Below are 19176 nucleotides of genomic sequence, written 5' to 3' on the forward strand. Positions count from 1 at the left end.
CGCGGCACTGTTTCATGGACCTGCGCAGCAGGCTGCGAGTCGCCGCGCGGAGCGACGTTCTCGTGCGCCGGAGCCACCGACTCCTGACGCGGCACGAACCGCTCGGCGGCCGGGGCAACGCTCTCCTGACGCGGCACTGTTTCATGGACCTGCGCAGCAGGCTGCGAGTCGCCGCGCGGAGCGACGTTCTCGTGCGCCGGAGCCACCGACTCCTGACGCGGCACGGACCGCTCGGCGGCCGGGGCAACGCTCTCCTGACGCGGCACCGACTCATGCACAGGCGCAGCAGACTGCGACTCGCCGCGCGGAGCGACATTCTCATGCACCGGAGCCACCGACTCCTGACGCGGCACGGACCGCTCGGCGGCCGGGGCAACGCCCTCCTGGCGCGGCACCGACTCATGCACAGGCGCGGCAAGCTGCGACTCGCCGCGCGGCGTCGCCTGCTCACGCGTGGGCGCGACGCTCTCCTGACGCGGCACCGACTCCTGCGCAGGCGCGGCAGCCCGCGACTCGGCGCGCGGGGCCATCGACTCCTGGACGTGCGACGCCACCTGCTCGTGCGTGGTCGGCGTCGACGTCGGCGTCGGCGCCGTGTTGTGGCCGGCGGCCGACGAGCCGGCGGACGGAGCGTCCCCGGACCGTCCCCCGCCGAACGGGGTCAGCCCGCTGACCTTCGACGCACCAGCACCAGATCCCGTCTCGTGCGACGAACCCGAAGCCGACGAACCCGAGTTGGACGACCCCGAACTCGACACCCCCGACTCCGCCGTGCGCGAAGCACCGGCACCGGAGCCGCCGGACGGCCCGTGGTACGCGGAGGCGCCCGTGGCGGTGTCGGACTTGTTGAAGCTTGGCGTCCCACCATGCTCGCCCGCGCCGGCACCGCCACCGGCCCCGGGCAGCTTCGGCGCTTCCGCCGCCTTCGGCGTGGCGAAGTGCCCCTTGACCTTGGACGCGCCCGCGTGCAGACCCGCGCCCGCGCCGCCCGAAAGGCCGGAGCCGAGCAGGGAGTTGCCGTCGACCTTGCCGGTGGTGATCAGCTGGGTGGAGACGTCCGCGCCGACGCCGACGGCCGCGCCGGTGGCCATCTTGCCGGCGGTGGACTTGAGCGCGGTCTCGACGCCGAGCTTCTCGCCCGCCTTGCCGATGCCCTTGCCGATCAGGTGGCCGGAGGCGCCGCCGATCGCGCCACCCTTGGCGCTTTCGCCGACTTCTTTCATGTCGATGCTCTTACGGTGGCCCTCGGCGAGTTCGATGCCCTGTGCCATCAGGTTGATCGCGGCCATCTGGGCGGCCTGCTTGGCCGCCATGATGATCATTTCCTTGAGCAGGGCCTTCAGGGTCGCCATGACCGTGAGCTTGCTCGCCGCGATGAACCCGGGCACCTCCAGCATCGAGAGGCCGCCGGTGAACGGCGCTTCGGCCTCCGCGGTCGCGATCTCGAAGGCCAGGATGCCGAGTTGGGCGATGATCTGAATCTTGGCTGTCTCCGCGGAGTTGGCGACCTGCTCCAGCATGTCGCCCATGCCGTTGAGCGCGTTGATCGCGCCGGGCAGGTAGCCGGGGTCCTGTTCGGTGCCCTTGCCGACCGAGTACTTCTCCCAGTACTTGCCCAACGCCTCGGCAGCGACGCCCTGTTGGCCCTCGAGTGCGCGCTTGATCGTGGCGTCGCCGCTCTGCGCGGCGTCCTTCAGGGTCTCCGCGGCCTTGCGGCAGTGGTCGGCCATGTCGCGGAGCTGGTCCTCGTCGGCTTCCGGCCAGCGGCAGCCCGCGAGCAGCAGGAGCACCCACTGGAGGGGCTCCGGGAGTTCGACAGCCATCTGGTCAGTGCCTTCCGCTCTGGTAGATCCGCGGGGTGATCCGCATGGGTGCCGTGGCCGCCTGCTGCGGCGAGGCGGGCATCGGCGCGCTGCCGGGGTCCACGCCGTTCAGCTCGGTGATGACGCCGTCGTCGGCGCTCTGGTAGCCGTCGGCCATCGCCTTCAGGCCGTCGGCGATGCCCTTGAGGGCGGCCGGGAGACCCTTGATGACGTCCAGGGTGTCCTTGCTGTACTTCAGGTAGCCCTTCTCGCCCTCGGCGAACTGCTTGCCCGACTCGTCGTTGCCCCAAGGGTTTTGGGATTCCAGCGACGGCAGGTACGAACTCAGCGAGGCGTACAGCGAGCCGACCTGTTCGGCGACGGCGAGCATCGGCGACACCGCGGCCTGGTACTGCGCGGGGTCGACCTGGAAGCCCTGGCCGGCGCTCCCGGACGCGTCCCGGTTGACGGATGCGGGCCGACTGCTGATCCGGTTGGCCGCGGCGGTGTCCGACTTCCCGCGGGCCGCCGACGGAGCGGTGGCGTGCTCCGCGGGCGTCCCCCGTTCCGTCGGCTTCGCGGCGACCGCCGGTTCGGACCGGCCGAGCCCACGGGCCGTGATCCGCGGGGTCTCCGCCCCCTCGAAGGGCTCCACCGGCGAGGCCGCCACCTCCCGCTCGAACGGCCGCAACGGCGTGGCCGCCACGTCCCGCTGGAACGCCTCGGGCGCGATCCGCGCCGATTCCGCCTGCTCGAAGGGCCGGAGCGGGGTCGCCTCGGCCTGCTGGTACGGCTCGGGGCTGATCCAGCCCGGCTCCTCGGCGGGGACGGCCTGCTGGCGCGGCTCCACCGGGACGCTCGCGGGGAGGACGGTGCCCACCCTCAGCCGGGCCGTCTCCGCGGGTTCGGTGGCGGCGTACCAGGCCTGCTCGTCGTTGCTCACGGTGCTCCTTCGTCTGGTCGGATCGACGGCGGGCGCGGTCAGCCCGCGGCGGGAGCGCCGGGCGCGGTGGCCAGGCGGGACAGGGCGGCGCGCAGGAACGGGCTGGGCACCTGGAAGCCGCCCTCCTCGCGCAGCGGGGCGCGCTGCGGCGTCCCACCCTCGCCCGCCGCAGCGCCCGAACCCGACGAACCGGCCGACCCCGAAGTCGCGGACGCCCCGGCCGAACTGGCCGAACTGGCCGAACCGGCCGATCCGGCCGCCCCGGCAGCTGGCGCGTCCCCGTGCCCACGCCTGGCGGCGACGCTGCGCGCACGGTCCAGGTAAGCGTCGTCCGAGCTGTCGGCCGACGTCTCCGCCGGGGCCGCCGCGGCCTCGCGACGACCCGCCAGGCCGCTCGCCGACCCGCCGCCACCGCCGGTCGCGGTCGCGTCCGCCGCCGCATCCCCGGCACCGGCACCGGCACCGGCACCGGCGGCCGCATCCGCACCCGCCTCCGCGCCGCCGCCCGTGCCGAGCAGGATGCCGGCCAGCTGGCTGAGCGCCTCCTGCTCGCTGGCGGGGCCGGCCGGAGCGGGCGGGGCCGCAGCGGTCTCGGGCGCGGCGAAGTGGCCTTCGGCGCGCGCGTCGTCCAGCCAACGGCGGCGTGCGCGCGACCAGTTGCGGTCGCGCGGACCGACGTCCCCGGCCTGGCCGAGGATGCCGCTGTCGTGCAGCAGCTCGTCCTCCTCCTCGCCCTCGGCGCCGAACCGGGTGGCGCTGAGGAAGCGGTTGGCGCCCTTGTTGTCCTTGCCGCCACCGCCGCGGCCCGCACCACCCGTGCCGGGCATGTGGCCGCCCGCGCCCATGCCCGCACCACCGGCTGCGCCGCCGCCGCGCCCGGCCGCGCCGCCACTGGCGAGCCCGCTGGAGCCGATCCGGCCGGCCGCCGAGGACGCGCCGGACAGGCCCTTGCCGGACGCGCCGAGCCCGGCACCGCCACCGGCCCGGGACGCCAGCGAGCTGCTGCCGACACCGGCACCCGCGCCGCCGCCGCGCATCGCCGAACCGACACCGCCGCCCGCGCCGCCGCCACGCGCGCTCGAACCGCCGAAGCCGCCGCGCGCGGTCGAGCCGCCCGCGCCGAACGGGCTTCCGCCGCCACCGCTGAACGGGGTCAGGCGACGGGACGGGGAGCTACCCGAACTGCCCTTGTAGCCACCGGTGTTGGGCATTCCGCCGATGTTGCCGAACGGGCTCCCCCCGGGGACACCGCCGCTCGGGCCGACGCCGGTGCCGGGGCTGTAGTTGCCGCTGCCGAGCGGCGAGTAGTGGCTTGCGCCGGACGAGTTGGTGCCGACGTTGCCGACGTTGCCGAGGTCACCGAGGCCCGCCAGGTTCAGCGGGCCCGCACCGGAGCTGCTGAACGGGTGGAACGCGGGCGTCCCGCCGCCGCCGGCCCCGCCGTCCTGGCCGAAGTTGGGCATGTTCGGGGTGGGCAGCTTGAACGGCGTCAGCGCCGGACCGCCACTCGCACCGCCCGTCGATCCGACCCCGCCGACGCCGCCCGTCGATCCGACCCCACCGATACCGCCCGTCGATCCGATCCCGCCGATGCCACCCGTGGCCCCGACCCCGCCGACGTGCGAGCCCGGCGCACCGGGGGCGTCGGGCAGCGAGAACGGGTGGGGCGTGGCCTGGGCGCCCACGCCGAGCGGGCTGCCGGGGACGTTGCCGTCGGCGCCGGTGCGCAGCCCGGCGGGCACGACGGAGGGGCTGCCCCCGGTCATGTCGGCACCCACGCCGCCCACGCCGCCCGGACCTCCGGCGCCACCCGCGCCACCGGCGCCGTTGAGGTTGCAGGTCTGGGCCATGCCGGTCATGTCGGCGATGTGGCCGGCGTTCTTCCGCAGCATGCCGTCGACGTCGCTGCCGACCGCTCCGACGTACTGGTGGTAGACGGCCGCGGCCTGCTTGATGCCTTCGGAGTTGGCGATGTCGTCGTGCTTGCCGGCCGGGTTCTGCTCCATGTACGTCTTGGCGTACTGGAGTTCACGGACCATCTCGTTCTTGGTGTCGATCACCGCGCCCGACGCGCCGTGCAGCGACTTGGCGACCGCGCGCCCGGACTGCAGGGTGGTCGCGACGTGCGAGTCCTCGCCGCCGGCGAACTTCTGCAGGTACTGCTGGAAGGTGTCGGCGGCGGGGCCGGACATGCTCTCCATCGCCCGTTGGGCGGTCTCGGCGATCGCGCGCACGTGGGTGTCGGCGACCTGGTTCCACTTGTCCCAGGCGGCGGCGAGGTCGGCGAGGAGTTCCTCGTTGGCGTCGGGGAAGGCGATGTCCTTCCCGTTCTCGTTCTTCTGAACGGTCTTCAGTACCTCGGCGAGGTCTGCGGGCAGCTGGATCATGGCGGGAGACTCTCCGGTCGGACGTTCGGAGTCGGCTCGGGGGTGTTGCTGCCACCCCCGGCGACAGTGGGACGGGGCGGGCGCAGCTGAGCTGCCGCCGGGCGACAAGTCGCCCGGCGGGTACGTCAGATGACCTGCCGGGTGCCGGGGCCGCTGCCACGGACCTGCTCGTCCGTGGTCCTTGCCTTGTGGTGGTTGTAGTCGAGCGTGGGCGCGTCGGCCCGGTGGTAGTCGTCGCCCGCGTCGGTGTTGCCGATCGGCTTGATGGCGGCCGGCGGCGGCGGGATCGGCGTGCTGTCCGTCTCCGGCGCGAGCGTCTCGTGCGGCGCGCGGATGACGCGGTCCGTACCCACCCGGTCCGTGGCAGGCTGGGCGCCCGCGAGGTGCGGGGAGGCCGGCATGTCCCCGCTGGTGCTGATCTGGCCGATCTTGCCGCTGTGCTCTTCGTCGTTGGTCCGGTGCCGGGCCGCCATGGTCTGGAGGTTCTGGCCCATCGCGTTGGCGTTCTTCAGCAACGCCCGGATCCCGGTGAGGGTTTGCTGCTGGTGCTTGCTCAGGCCGCCGACCGAGGATCCGGAGCCCTTGAGGGCCTTCCCGAGCAGGTCGGTGCCGTACACCGATTCCTCGACCTGCTTGATCACGGCCTCCAACTGGTTGGCCGGGCCTTCCAGTTCCTGTAGCAGGCTCATGATCTTCTTGGCTGCCGCATCGACCTCGTCGAGGTCGATCCATACCGTCTCGTCCGCCACTGTTCACCCTCCCGGTCACCGCCCCCGGGCAGTCGGGCCCCCGCCGGGCCGCCCACCGAAACGGGGCGCGCCGCAGCGCCCGCGCCGGATCCAGGGCAGGCCGAAGGCACCCGAGGCTGCCACACCCGCTCATTTGTCAGGTAACTTTACTAGGTGTCCGAGGGCGTACCTGCCAAGCACAACAACCGAAGTGACGAGACGTCACCTCGGTACGAGCTTCGCAGAACAGCGGAACCGGGCAGGTGGCCCAAAGGTATGCAGTTGGTAAATTCCCGGCGTGAATCACCGGCCGTGTGACAGTGGGGGCGCTCCGTTCGGGGGAGGTCGTGAATGTCCGGTGTGGATTGCGCGGTTCTCGGTGAACTGTGGTGGCGGCCGGGCCTCTTCGCGCAGAGACCCGGCCGTCGCGGTGGAGCCGCCGGGGTCACCGTCCGGCTTGACGCTCCTGGTAGGCGGCGATCACCGCGTCGATCGGGATCGACGGCCAGGTGCTGAGCTCTCCCGTCCCGCGGTCCACCACGCCGGTGGCGTCGCCGAGGTTGGCCGGCGGGCGGACCTGGCCGGTCACCGGGTCGACCTCCAGCGGCGCGGGCGCGGCCCACACCACCCAACCGAGGTCGAACTCCCGGAACTTGACCTCACGCGCGGTCCCCTCCGGGGCGCCTTCGTTCAGCCATGCCTGCGCCTTCGCGATGGCCTCGTCCTGGGTGATCATGCGGGTTCCTCCTGTGGTGCGATGTGTGCCGCGAGCGGTGCGGCCGGAGCCGCGACGCTCGCGCTGGCGGCGTCCGGACCGGACGGCCCCGTCGGGGCTGTCCGGTCCATGATCCTGGTCGTTCCGGCGGCTCAGTGCTCGCGCCCGGGGGCGGTGAAGGAGCCGAAGGTCTCGGTGAACTGCGGGTCCTGCGGGCCCGAGATGGTGTTCTCCTCCGGGTCGGAGACCGAGGCCCAGAGGTTCCAGCCCAGGCCGAAGCAGCTCGGCATACCGCCGGTGGCCTCGGACACCCGGCGTGCCGTCAGGTCGGCCCAGCGCAGGCGGCCGTCACGGTCGTGGACCAGCGCGACGGCATGGGCGCGCCCCTCCTCGCCGGCGCCCAGCACGGTGGCGAAGCTGCCCTTGCCACCGGCCTGCACCTTCTCCATCAGTGCCTTCACCGCGTCGTCGCCCTTGCCGAACGCGGCCGGCGCCTCGGGCCGCGTCCACGGCGTGCTGCCGGAGGCCGGCGCCGCGTCACCGTGCAGGGCGTCCCCGGACACCCGGGGACGCCCGAAGTGGGTGTCCCGGTACGCCTCCACGTTCTCCACCGACGCGTTCAGCTCGGGGCCCGGCCGGAAGCCGGTCCCGTCCTGCTCCGGCGCCTGCCGCGGATTGACGTGGCCCAGCAGCGTGTTGCTCATCGGCGGGTGCACGTTGCCCGGCCCGCCGACGTAACCGGCCAGCTTGAGCGCCCGCGGGTCGTCGTCCGGGACGGACTCGAAAGCCCGCTCCTGCGGCGCGCCAGCCGGGTCCCCGATCGGCCCGGCTTCCGCGAGCTGCTGGGCGGCGGCGGCATCCCGCTTCTGGATCTGGGCGCCGGCATCGTCGGTCATCACGCCGATCCAGTCCGACTTGCCGAACTCCGAGAACAGCGTCGCGGTGGTCCGGTTCGGATAGTCCGTCAGCACCTGGTTGGCCAGCGACTGGATGTGGTTCTCGTGGAGGGCGAGGAACCTCCGCTTCTCCTCGCTCTTCGCGCGCAGCTCGGCCGCGGCGGACTGGATGTCCTCCAGGGTCGCGTCGGGCCGCTGAAGTGCCTCCACCAGGTTCTTCTGCTCCAGGAGCATCTCCCGCATCTGGCCCATGCGCTGGTTCAGCGACCTGACATGGGGGTTCGTGAGGCTCAGGTCCTTGGTCAGGCCGTAGGCCGCGTCGTCGAAGTGGCCGAGCTGTTCCTTCGCGTTGATCAGGTACGGGTCGACCGTCATCTTGACGACGGCCTCCGGGGTCTGCGTCCCGACCTCGAACGGGACGGTGGACTGCCGGGAGATCCGCGGCGGGTTCAGCGGGTTCCGCGCGTCCTTCTGCACCTCCTGGCTGACCATCTCCCACCCGTCGGGGCCGTAACGCAGCATGTTGGTCGCCGCCGGGGTGTGCCCGGGGGGCAGGACCGCCGCGTAGTCGCCGCCGCCCATCCAGGTGGTGACCGTCTGCGCGGCCCGGAATTCGGCGGCCGTCCGCAGGGCGTCCGAGGCCGAGTACGACTGGTAGTGCCAGGCCGTGAAGGTGTCCCTGCCCGGTTCGACGGTGGCCACGAAGGCGCAGCCGTTCATCGCGTCGGTGAACACCAGACCCTCCCGGGGGCGGGCCGGGTTCGGGTGCAGCGGCACCTCGGTGTGGCCGATGGTGCTCAGGTCGGCGAGGCTGGCCCGCTTGTCCGCCTCGTAGGGCACGTACGCGCCCCTGACGTAGTGGCTGTCCTCCTTCACCGGCGGCAGCCCGCCACTGGGCCGGGGGAAGTCGGCATAGTGCTCGGCGTACTTCTCCCACGCGGGCACCAGGTAGTAGCCGGCCTTCCCGCCGGCGGCCGCGGACGGGTTCGGCACCATCTCGAACCAGTGCTGGTCGCGGCCCCGCATCGCCTTGAGCAGGGTGTTCTCCTCAAAGGGCTTCAGTCCGGGCATCCGCTGCCGGGCGCCGGCGGCGAAGTCCACCGCGACCAGGTTCTCCTCCAGGAAGGTGCGCGGGTCGTGCATGATCCCGTGCTCCGGCGTACCCACCGGCGGCAGCGGCTCGGGCATGGCGGGCGGGTGCTCGGCACCGTCGTGCGCGTCGTTGGCGTGCTCGGCACCGTCGTGCGCGTCGTTGCCTTGCGCGTCGTTGCCGTGCGCGTCGTTGCCGCCCTGGTGCTCACCGTCGGTGTGCTGCGACGATCCGCCGTCCGGGGCGGCGCCGGGCGAAGCGTCCGGACGGGGCTGCGAACCGCCCTCGTGCTCCCCCACCGACCGCTCGCGCGGCTGGTGTTCACCGAGGCCCGCCGGGTCCGCCGGCGGGCGGACGTCGGAGACGTAGTCCGAGTGCGCCGCCGGGACGCCCAGCTTGCCGAGCGCCTGGTCGAAGTCCCTTGCGGCGCCGAGGAATTCGTCGCGGCCCCGGAGCATCGTCTCGGCGCTGTGCTTGCGCCGCTCGGCGAGCTCCGCCCGCTCCTCGCGGGTGGCGGTCTCCTCCCACTTGAGCTGCTCGGCGCCCTCCGTGAAGTGCTTGGCGCCCTGCTCCGCCCGGTCCGCCAGCCGGTGCAACTCGGCCTTGAGCGCCGGGTCCTGGGCCAGGTCGGCGACCTGGCGCCGGGCCTTGACGTTGTCGTGCAGGTCGGCGGCGACCTCGTTGGCGATCCGCTCCGCCATCGGGATCTCCTGCCGCACCTGGACGGTGGACTTCGGATCCGGGTGGGCGGACAGTTCGGGGTTGCCGTGGTGCGGCTCGTCCAGCCCGAAGCTGCGGAAGCCGGCCATCGCCAGTGCCGCGTGCATCGCCACGTCGTCGGAGGCCCGGTCCCAGGCGTTCTGGAACCTGGCGCCGTGCTCGCCGACCTGCACCACGCCCTCGTCGGTCAGGAGCTCTCCCGCGCGGTCCTTGGCCGCCGCGCGCAGCTCGGAGAACTTCTGCTGGATCGCCTCCGGGTCGTAGGCGACGCCCTGCTTCTCGTTCTCCTTCAGCCAGCCGATGAACTCCTTCTGGTACCCGGGGTCCGGCGGCGGCCAGCCCTCGGGGTAGAACTCGTTGAGCTCCCGGATCGCCCGCCGGTGTTCCTCGGTGCGGCTCATCATGAAGCCGTGCGAGTTCTCGGCCTGGCCCTCACCGGTCAGTTCGGCGCTGCCGTACCGCTCGGTCATCCCCTTGTTGCCGGACCAGAGGTTGTACTGCACCTGGGAGTTGGGCACGCCCCCGGTCAGGCCCTCCTGCCCGAGGTCCAGCCGTCCCAGGTTGGTCCGGATCTGCTCGTAGATCTGCTCGGTGTGCACCTGGAGCCCGACCAGCCGGTCGCCGGCCACCTGGTTGGCGGTGGCGTCGTCCTTGCCGGTGAAGGCCGGCATCTTCGCCAACGACTCGTGCGGCAGCGACTCGTGCGACAGCGACTCGTGCGCGGACCGCGGCGAAGAGACGCCCGCCGGGTCGGCCGGGACCTGCTGGGCGGCGTCGTCGCGCTTCTTGATCTGCGCGGCGACATCCGAGGCCATGTGGTCGACCCAGTCCGGCTTTCCGGGCTCGATCGAGTAACCGAACTCGGAGAGCACGGTGTTGGCCGACCGGTTCGGGTGCAGCGGCGTCGCGTCCACCGCGAGGCGCTCGATCTCGGCCCGGTGCTCGTCCAGGAACATCTGGCGCGAACGCTTGATCCGGTTCATGCCGTTCGACAGCTGCTGCAGGTCCTCCAGGGTCGCGTCCGGCCGCTGGTACGCCTTCACCAGGTCGTTCTGCGCGCCGAGCATGTCGTTCATGTCGGACAGCAGCGGCTGCAGCTCCTTGAGCGCGCGGTTCTTCGGATCCAGCCCCGTGGTCAGGTCGTGCGCCGCCTTCTGGAAGCGGTCGAGCCGTTCCTGCGCGATGACGTGGTACGGGTCCAGCGTCATCTTGACGACGGTCCTGGGGTCCTGCGTCGCCACGTCGAACGGGATCCGCTGCGGCGGGTGCAGGGTCGGCGGGAACTTCTTCATCGCCTCCGAGTTGCCGCCGTACGTGTGCGACTCCTGGCTGATCATCTCCCAGCCGTTCGGGCCGTGCTTCAGCATGTTGGTCGCAGCCGGCTTGAAGTCCAGCGGCAGCGGGTGGGAGTAGTCGCCTACGCCCATCCACGACGTGACGGTGTGCTGCTCCCGGAACTTGTAGCCGCCCTCCAGGTGTCCCGCGGACGAGTACGACTGGAAGTGCCAGGCCGTGAAGGTGCCCTTGCCCGGCTCGACGGTGGTCACCAGGGCGCAGCCGTTCATCGCGTCGGTGAACACCAGCCCCTCGCGCGGCAGGTCGGGGTGCGGGTTCAGCGGCACCTCGGTGTGGCCGATGGTGTCCGGCCGGCTCGGGTCGGGACGCTCCTCGGACTTGTACGGGATGTACGCGCCCTTCACGTACTCGTGGTCCGCCTTGACCGGCGGCAGGCCGGAGTCGGGACGCGGGAAGCCCTCGTAGTGCGCGGCGTACTTCTCCCACGCCGGCACCAGGTGGTAGCCCGACGGCTCGCCGTTCTTGGTCTGGCCGTCCGGCTCCAGCACGAACCAGTGCTGGTCACGGCCCTTGATGGCCTCCAGGAACTCGGCGGCCTCCTCCGACCTCACACGCGGCATCCGCTCCTTGACGCCGGCGGCGAAGTCCACCGAGACCTGCTTGGTCTTCAGGAACTCGGCCGGGTCGTGCATGATCCCGTACTCCGGCGTACCCACCGGAGGCAGCGGCTCGGGCGTCACCGGCGGGTGCTCGCCGTCGCCGTGCGACTCCTGCTGCTGCTCCGCCTGGTGCGCCCCGTCAGTGTGTTGCGAGGACCCGGCATGCTCGGTGGCACCCGGCGACGCACCCGGGCGCAGCTCCTCGCCACCCGGCTGGTGCGCCGGACGCGGGCCGCCGGCCTGGTGGCCGGTGGTGCCGGCGGGCGGGCCGGACGGGTGCAGGGGTGCGCGGTCCGGGGTGAGCGGGACGGCGAACAGGCCGCCCTCGCCCGGGTACAGCGGCGTGTCGCTGGTGCGGCCCAACTGCGGGTCCGCGTACACGATCTTGCCGTTGTGGTTCATCGCGTTCCAGGCGTGGGTGCGCCCCTCGCTGTCACGGCTGATGATCACCGCCTGCGAACCGTGACCGCTGTCCAGCAGCGTCTGCGCCAGCTTGTCGTGCCCGGCCGGCCCGCTGCCCAGGTGCTCGAACTTCCCGCCGAGCGACTGCTCGATTCGGTCCCGGCCGCCCTTCTCGCCGACCGAGTTGTGCTCGGTCCGCGACGCGGCGACGGTCGGGTGGCCGTCGTACGTGTCAACCAGCGAAAGCGCCGCGTCCGCACAGTTGTTGGCCCGACCCGGGGCACCCGGGCCGTCGCCGTTCAGCTTCTTCAGCCAGTCGCCCGAACTCGGATCCGGGTGCCGCTGCGGCGAACCGTCCGCGTGGTGCGGAACCGCGTCCTGGAGCTGCTTCGACTCGTGCTCGGACGGCCGCTTCAGTCCACCCTCGACGTCGAACGGCCGCTGATCCGTGGCCGGGCGCCGCGGACCGTCGCCCTCGTGGTCGCCCAACGAGCGCTCGTGGTTCGGCTGCTCGTGGTTCGGCTGTTCGTGGTTCGGCTGCTGGTGGGACGGCTGTTCGTGGTTCGGCTGCTCGTGGTTCGGCTGCTCGTGCGAGGGCGCGCCGAGGCCGGCCGGTGCTGCGGGGGCGACGTCATGCGGCCCCGGCAGGTGTCCCAGCCGGAGGTCGTGCACCGCCGTACCACCGACCGCGTTCGTCCCGTCCGGAGTGGTCAGGCGCACCGACGGCGCTCCCAGCATCTCGGCCGTGCCGGGAATCCGTGAGCCGCCACCGGCGGTGGTGGGGTGCTCGTGCACATGGGCCTCGCCGGTGACCAGGATGTACTTCCCCGGCTGCCCGACCCGGTCGGAGGTGATCGCGTCGTGCATGTACGAGTTCAGCATCCGGGCCCGCTGCTCCAGCGGGGCGTTGCCGAATCCGTCCGGCTTGCGCGCCGGGTATCCGTCCACGGCCCGGACCCGCACGCCTTCTTCCTGCGCCTTCACCACTGTTTCGTAGAGACCGGCGTGCTCCGGGGAGTTGAGGTTCTTGTCGTAGGACCGGAGCATCCGCTCCAGGTTCGGCGGCATGGTGCCGCCGTGCTCCAGATAGGTGTCCAGGTCGCGCTGAAGGGAGTCGTCGCGAAGCGACTCGATGTAGATGGTGTCGACGCCGGCCTCCTTCAGACCGGCCATGTTCTCCTTGAGGAACTTCCAGCTGGGCGAGTTGCTGTGCCCCTCGCCCAGCACGATCCCGGGGTGCGCCGGGTTGGCGCCCTCCCCGTGGAACAGTCGCTGGACGCCGTCCAGGGCCGACGCCTGCCCGTCCAACCGCTGCTGCACCTGTGCCCCGTCGACCGGGTGCCAGGCGGTCTCCGAGTCCTGGCGGGCCAGCCGTTCCAGCACGTTGACACGTTCGCGCTGGGCCTGGAAGTTCGGATCGGTCCGGTAGTCGAGCTTGCCGCCGTGCTCCAGCAGCTTGTTGCCCGCGTACACGTAGGCCTCGGTCTCGCCGGTCGCCACCAGTTCGGCGCGCAGCCCGTCGTTCAGCGCCGACGCCGCGTCGGAGTGCAGCGCCTTCAGCGTCAGCGGGTCGAGGTGCGACTTGAAGGTCTGCGAGTACGGGCTGACCTTGACGTCGGGCGTCCCGCTCGCTGTGAAGGAGCCCGAGTGGTGGCGGCCCATATCGCTGTGCGGCAGCGAGTTGGCGGACAGCGCCAGATCACCGGTCAGGGTGAACTTGAACTTGTTGTCCTTCTTGTGCTGCGCGAGCGCCGCCGGGTCGGCGGAGGGCGGGTAGATCAGCGCGGGACCGGGCGGGTCCTGGTGGAGCTTGGCCTTCTCCTGGGCACTGGGACGTTGCTCGATCGGCGGAAGCGGCGGCTCGGGTCGGACCGCCATGCCCGGGGCCGGGTCCGGTCGTTGGGCGTCCGGCTTCGGGCCGGCCTGGTGGTCGGTGGTCCCGGCGGGCGGGCCGGACGGGTGCAGCGGCGCGCGGTCCGGGGTGAGCGGGAGGGCGAACACGCCACCCTCGCCCTGGTACAGCGGCGTGTGACTGGTACGGCCCATCTGCCCGTCCGTGTACACGATCTCACCGTTGTGGTTCATCGCGTTCCAGGCGTGGGTACGCCCCTCGCCGTCCCGACTGATGATCACCGCCTGCGAGCCGTGACCGTTCTCCAGCAGCGTCTGCGCCAGCTTGTCGTGCCCGGCCTGGCCCTTGCCCAGCGACTCGAACTTGCCGCCGAGCGACTGCTCGATCCGGTCCCGACTGCCCTTCTCACCGGCCGAGTTGTCCTCGACCCGCGGCGCGGCCACCGTCGGACGGCCGTCATAGGTGTCGACCACCGAAAGCGCCGCGTCCGCGCAGTTGTTGGCCCGACCCGGGGCACCCGGGCCGTCACCGTTCAGCTTCTTCACCCAGTCGCCCGACATCGGGTCCGGGTGCCGCTGCGGAGTGCCGTCCGCGTTGTGCGGAACCGCGTCCTGAAGCTGCTTCAGGTCGTGCTCGGACGGCCGCTTGAGTCCGCCCTCGACATCGAACGGTCGCCCGTCCGTGGCCGGGTGACGCGGACCGCCACCCTCGTTCTCGGCCAACGAGCGCTCGTGGGACGGCGGTTCGTGCGACGTCTGCTCGTGGTTCGGCTGCTCGTGCGGCTGCCCGGGGTTGTTGTGCTCGTTCGCGGGCTGGTGGTCGGTGGTGCCCTCGTGCTGATTGTGCTGGTTGGACTGGTCGTGCTGGTTGGACTGGTCGTGCTGCGGCCCCTGACCCTCCAGGTGTTCGGAACTCCCGTGCGGCGTCTGCGCATCGGGGTGCACCGGACCGAGCCCGCCCGGGGCCGACGGCGCGGCGCTGTGGGCGGCCGCCGGGTTACCGGCCGGGGAGTGGTTCTCGGGAGTGGGCAGGTAGCTGAGCCGGACGTCGCTCGCAGGCGTGTCGCGGCTCGCCCTCGGCGGCGCCTCGTGCGCCGTCCCCGAGCCGTGGGTCAGGTGGACGGCCGGGACGCCCAGCAGGTCGGCCGTGCCGGGGATGCGTCCGGCGCCGCCGGAGCCGGTCGTGGAGTGCGCATGGCTGGCGCCGACCACGGCCACGTACTTGCCCCCGCCGTTGGCGGCGTCCGAGCTGATCACGTCGTGCGCGTACGAGTTCATCAGGCGGGCCCGCTCGTGGACCCCGCCGTCCTCGTTGATGGTCCGGGCCGGGTATCCGTCCACCGCACGGACCTTGACGTTGTTGGCCTTCGCCGCTTCCAGCACCTCGGTCAGCTTGGCGCCGTGGCTGCTGTCGTACCTCGCGGCCGCCTTCTGAAGGGTCGGGGGCATGGGCCCCTTGTGGTCCGGGTCCAGGTACTTGTCCAGGTCGTGCTGGACGGCGTCGTCCCGAAGGGCCTCCAGGTAGAGGGTGTCGACCCCACTGGCCTTCAGCTGCTTCATGTTGTCCTTGAGGAACGGCCAGGTCGCGGACTGGCCGTGTCCCTCGCCGAGCACCACTCCGGGGAATCCGGCGTCGTTGCCGTGGCCGTTCAGCAGGCGGTCCACACCCTCCATCGCGGAGCCCTGGCCGGCGAGCTGGCCCGCCACCCGGTCGCCGTCGATCCAGGTGCCCTTCTCCGTGTTCTGGTCTGCGAGGTCCTTCAGCAGCTGCCGGCGATCGTGCTGCTGCTCCATGGTCGGCCTGGACCGGTAGTCCAGCTTCGCGGCCTCTTCGAACACCTTGTTGCCCGAGTAGGCGACGGCGTCCGGGCCAAGGGCATTGCGCAGCGGCTCCCGGAGCTTCCCACCGGCCTCGCCTTCCACCAGGGTCAGGGTCGCCGGGTCGACGTAGGCCTTGAAGGTGTGGTCCTTGATCTTGGCGTTCGGCTTCCCGCTCGCCGTCGAACCCTCCGACTGGTGGGTTTTGCCGTCCTTCACCGGCAGGTGGTTGCTGACGTTCGTCAGTTCCGGCGAGAGATCGGACTTGAACTTGTTCGCCACGGCCTTTCCGGCGTGGGTCACCATGTTGCTGCTCGGCGGGTAGACGAGGGACGGCCCGTCCGGGTTCTGGTGGAGCCGGTTCCGGCCCTCGGGCGTAAGCCCCTCGGGCGTGATCAGGGGCTTCTTCGGGCCGAACAGGCCGGCCGGTTCGGCATCCGGGCGCAGCCCGGCCGGCGAGCTGTCGGGGCGCAGCGATCCGGCGTCCGACGGCGTCTCGTGCGGCGTCGGCGTGCTCGGCCGCGAGCCGGGCGGAGTGTCGAACGGCGTCTCGAACGGGTTGTGGGCCGACGTCTCGGAGTGCGCCGGACCGCCGTCGCTCGGCGGCACGTGCGCGGGCGGCGTGGCGCCGTGGTTCGGCGCGACATGCGGAGGCGCGGGCGGAGCCGACGGAGCACCGTGGTTCGGCGCGACGTGCGGAGGCGGCGGCGGGGGCGGCGGCACAGCACCATGACCCGGCGCGACATGCGGGGCCGGCGGCACAGCGCCCTGGCCCGGCGCGACGTGCGAAGGCGGAGGCGGAGGCGGCGGCACAGCGCCATGACCCGGCGCGACATGCGGGGGCGGCGGCGGAGGCGGCGGCACAGCACCCGCGCTCGGCGGGACGTGCGAAGGCGGAGGCGGAGGCGGCGGCACAGCGCCATGACCCGGCGCGACATGCGGAGGCGGCGGCACAGCACCCGCGCTCGGCGGGACGTGCGAGGACGAGGACTCCGGCGACGAAGAACTGCTCGGCGGGACGTGCTCGTTGCCCGGGGTCGGCGCGGGCTTGGCCGCGTGCGCCTCCAGGAACGCCTTCGCGAAGTTGTTCCGGGACTTGTTGTCACCGGCGTAGCGCCCGGAGTCCAGCTCCTGCTCGATCCGGCTGAACAGCTCCCTCTCGTTGGGCGAACCGTGCTTCGAGAGCTCCTTCGCCGCCTTGAAGTAGTCCTCCAGCGGCACCCGGAACTTCTTGAAGTTCGGGTCGGCGTCCTTCAGCGCACTCTTCGCGACGTCCGCGGCCTTGCTGGACAGGCCGCCCTGCCCGTCCGCCGGCACGTACTCCTTGCGGAGGTTGCCGCCCTCACCGACGAACTTCGACTCGTTGGTGAAGATGTTGTGGTACTCGATCAGCGCGGGGTTCGTGGTCTTCTTGTCGATGCCGAAGCCGTCCAGGACCTGCTTGTGGTGGCCCAGCTCGTGCTGGATCACGTGCTCCTGGGTGAACCCGCCCACCGCGGTCGACTGGTTGACGACCAGAATGCCGGGGCGGCCGTCCTTCGGGCCGATGTACGCGCCCTCGCCCATCCGGCGGACGAAGTCGGTGGCGGAGCTGTGGTCGCCCGTCCGTCCGCCGTCGATGTCACCGAGGGTGAGGTCGAGCGTCGAGGACGGGAGCTTGTCCTTGCCGACGACGCCGCTCCGGAAGTCCTTGAACGGCGTCGAGACGGTGGCGCCCTCCGGCACGAACACCATGACCGGGAGCTGGTCCTGCGGAATTCCCAGCGTGTCGCCGTACTCCGCCATCCGCTCCGGGGTCGGGACGTGCGCCTCGGTGACCGGCGGCGCGTCCTCGATGGCACCGGGCGAGTCGTCCGGCCGATTCTCCTCCGACGGCGAGTTGTTCTCGTGCTCGGGCTGCGCCTCGGGGTGCGGCTCGGGGTGCTGCTGGCCGTCCGGCGTCGGCGACTCCTCGTGCTTCGGCGGCGCCTCGTGCTTCGGCGCGGTCTCGTGCTTGGGCGCGGTCTCGGGCTTCGGGGCTGTCTCGCGCTTCGGGGGCGTCTCGGTCCTCGGCGGCGCCTCGTGCTTCGGCGCGGTCTCGGGCTTCGGCGTGGTCTCGGGTCGGGCGCCGGCCTGGTGGTTGCCGGTGCCGTTCCCGGCGCCGTGGTTCGCGCCCTGGTTCGCACCGTGGTTGGTCGGGTGGAGCGCGGCGCCGTTCGGGCCGAGCGGGACGGCGAACAGGCCGCCCTCGCCCGCGTACAGCGGCTTGTCGCTGGTGCGGCCCATCTGTGGGTCGACGTAGACGATCTTGCCGTCGTGGTTGACCACGTTCCAGGCGTGCGAACGGCCCTCGCCGTCGGCGCTGATGATCAGCGCCTGCGAGCCCGGACCGCTCTCCAGCAGGGTCTTCTGGAGCTTCTCGTGGCCTCCCGCGCCCGCGCCCTGGTGCTCGAACCGGCCGCCGAGCGACTGCTCGATCCGGTCCCGGCCGCCCTTCTCGCCGGCGCCGTTGTTCTCGACGCGCGGCGCGGCCGCCGTGGGGTGGCCGTTGTAGGTGTCCATGAAGGACAGTGCCGCGTCGGCGCAGTTGTTGTTGCGGCCGGGCGCGAACGGGCCGTCGCCGTTGAGGTGCTTGACCCAGTCGCCCTGCTGGGGGTCCGGGTGGGTGGTCGGCTTGCCGTCCTCGTCGCGCGGGACGGCGTCCTCGATCCGCTTCTGGTCGTGCTCGGAGGGCTGCTTCAGCCCGCCGGGCTCGTCGATCCGACGCCCGTCCGTGGTCCTGGGACGCGGCTCGCCCTCGTGCGACTGCGACTCGTGCGGACGGGTGCTGCCCTCGTGCGACTGCTGCTGCTCGTGCGGCCGGTTGCTGCCGCCGTGCTCGTTCGGGGCGGTCGCGTGCTCGGTCGGCTTCGGGGCAGGCGTGTGCTGCTGCTCCGGCGCGGCGTGCGTCTCGGGGCGTGCACCACGACCGCCACCGGGGCGCAGCGAACCGCCACCCTGCTGGCTGCCGCCGCCGCTGTGGACGGTGCCGCTCTGGCTACCGGGCCTGGGCGCACCGGACGTTGACGGTGCGTCGGTTCGGGCGCTGCCGCCACCGATGTGGCTGCCGCCGCCGACCGGGCCGGGGGTGAACCCGGCGCCGCCCATCGGCGGGACGGCGCCCTGGTTCGGGCTCTGGGTACCGGAGTTGGGCGGGGTGTCACCGAGGCCCTCGGGCATGCCCTGGCCGGGAACGGTCGCCCCGTCCGGACGCGGCAGGGTCGCACCGCGGGCACCGTCGAGGTGCGTGCCGCCGGTGTTGCCACCGCCGCCACCGCCGTGGCCGGACGAGGACGCGGCGCCCGCGAGGCCCGCCGCACCACTCAGGACGCCGGACAGGTTCGGCACCGCACCCCCGCCCTGCGGACGCGGCGCGCTGTCGTCGCCCGACGGCCGCACGGACCCCTGGTCGCCGGCCGAACTCTCGCGCCCCACGGGCACGTTGTCGCGCCCGGAACCGCCCGACTCGTTCCGCACCGGCTGCTCGTGCACCGGCCGGCTCGGCTCCTGCCCCGACAGCGGCTCGTGCGTCGGCCGAACGGCCTCCGTCCGCTCATGAGCCGGCTGCGACGGAATGCGCTCGGTCAACGGCTCATGCGTCGGCCGAACGGCCTCCGTCCGCTCATGCGCCGGCTGCGACGGAGTGCGCTCGGTCAACGGCTCGTGCGTCGGCCGCACCGCCTCCGCCTGCTCGTGGTTCTTGCCACCACCGGACTGCTCGTGCGCGGGCGGCGGAGCCTGCTCGTGGGTCCGCCCACCACCCGACTGCTCGTGCGACGGCGGCGGAGCGTCGGCGCTGTTCCTGCCGCTACCGGACTGCTCATGCGCCGGCGGCGGAGCCTGCTCGTGGG

6 protein-coding genes are annotated in these 19176 nt (G+C 72.3%); all 6 read right to left on the reverse strand.

Annotated elements, in window-relative coordinates; genetic code table 11:
• On the reverse strand, positions 1–1790 hold a 1790-nt coding region (locus ACIHEI_RS04080), incomplete at its 3' end, for a hypothetical protein (RefSeq protein ID WP_396605498.1).
• 37 nt (positions 1791–1827) lie between these two features.
• Positions 1828–2745: a hypothetical protein gene (locus ACIHEI_RS04085; protein WP_396605499.1), complete on the reverse strand. Its 918-nt coding sequence runs from the start codon at positions 2743–2745 to the stop codon at positions 1828–1830.
• 38 nt (positions 2746–2783) lie between these two features.
• Positions 2784–5132, reverse strand: coding sequence for a hypothetical protein (locus ACIHEI_RS04090; RefSeq protein WP_396605500.1), 2349 nt, complete (start codon positions 5130–5132; stop codon positions 2784–2786).
• Positions 5133–5257: 125 nt separating this feature from the next.
• Positions 5258–5881, reverse strand: a complete 624-nt coding sequence (locus ACIHEI_RS04095; protein ID WP_396605501.1) for a hypothetical protein — start codon at positions 5879–5881, stop codon at positions 5258–5260.
• Between the two features lie 424 nt (positions 5882–6305).
• Positions 6306–6596 carry a hypothetical protein gene (locus ACIHEI_RS04100; protein ID WP_392945077.1) on the reverse strand — a complete coding sequence of 97 codons (291 nt, stop codon included), beginning with the start codon at positions 6594–6596 and terminating at the stop codon, positions 6306–6308.
• A 131-nt stretch (positions 6597–6727) separates the two neighbouring features.
• Complete coding sequence (locus tag ACIHEI_RS04105) at positions 6728–18817, reverse strand: toxin glutamine deamidase domain-containing protein (protein WP_396605502.1); 12090 nt, start codon at positions 18815–18817, stop codon at positions 6728–6730.
• Between the last annotated feature and the right edge of the window lie 359 nt (positions 18818–19176).

The sequence above is a fragment of the Kitasatospora sp. NPDC051984 genome (assembly GCF_044593455.1).
Classification (GTDB): Bacteria; Actinomycetota; Actinomycetes; order Streptomycetales; family Streptomycetaceae; genus Kitasatospora.